Consider the following 341-nt stretch of genomic DNA (forward strand, 5'->3'; position numbering starts at 1 on the left):
AAGATATTGGCTGACACACCATCATTGGCATGATGATGGAAAGTAAGCACTAAGGCATATTCATCATCAGTTAGTTGCAAGAGATGAGTGCGGAGGGGAATTTCACATGAAATATCAAACGAAAGCCCAACCTCTTTCCTGATGAGGTTATGCATCTTCTCAGACTGACTTTCAATATTTCTTAAGTCAGAAAGTTGTATGAGGTTATTACCTTCTGCCTGTATGACATAGCCGAATACTTCACCATCTTCATCCTCGAGCATCACCGTCCGCAATGCCTCGTGTCTTTCAATAATGGCTAACAACGCTAGCTGTAGAGCCTCAATATTGATAGCGCCAGT

The 341-nt window shown here is 42.2% G+C and carries 1 protein-coding gene; it reads right to left on the reverse strand.

The window, feature by feature from the left end:
• The coding region (locus JaK3_RS06795) for a condensation domain-containing protein (protein ID WP_150114230.1) at positions 1-341 on the reverse strand (341 nt) is incomplete at both ends.

Origin of the sequence: Polynucleobacter yangtzensis, assembly GCF_001595965.1 — a bacterium.
Taxonomy (GTDB): domain Bacteria; phylum Pseudomonadota; class Gammaproteobacteria; order Burkholderiales; family Burkholderiaceae; genus Polynucleobacter; species Polynucleobacter yangtzensis.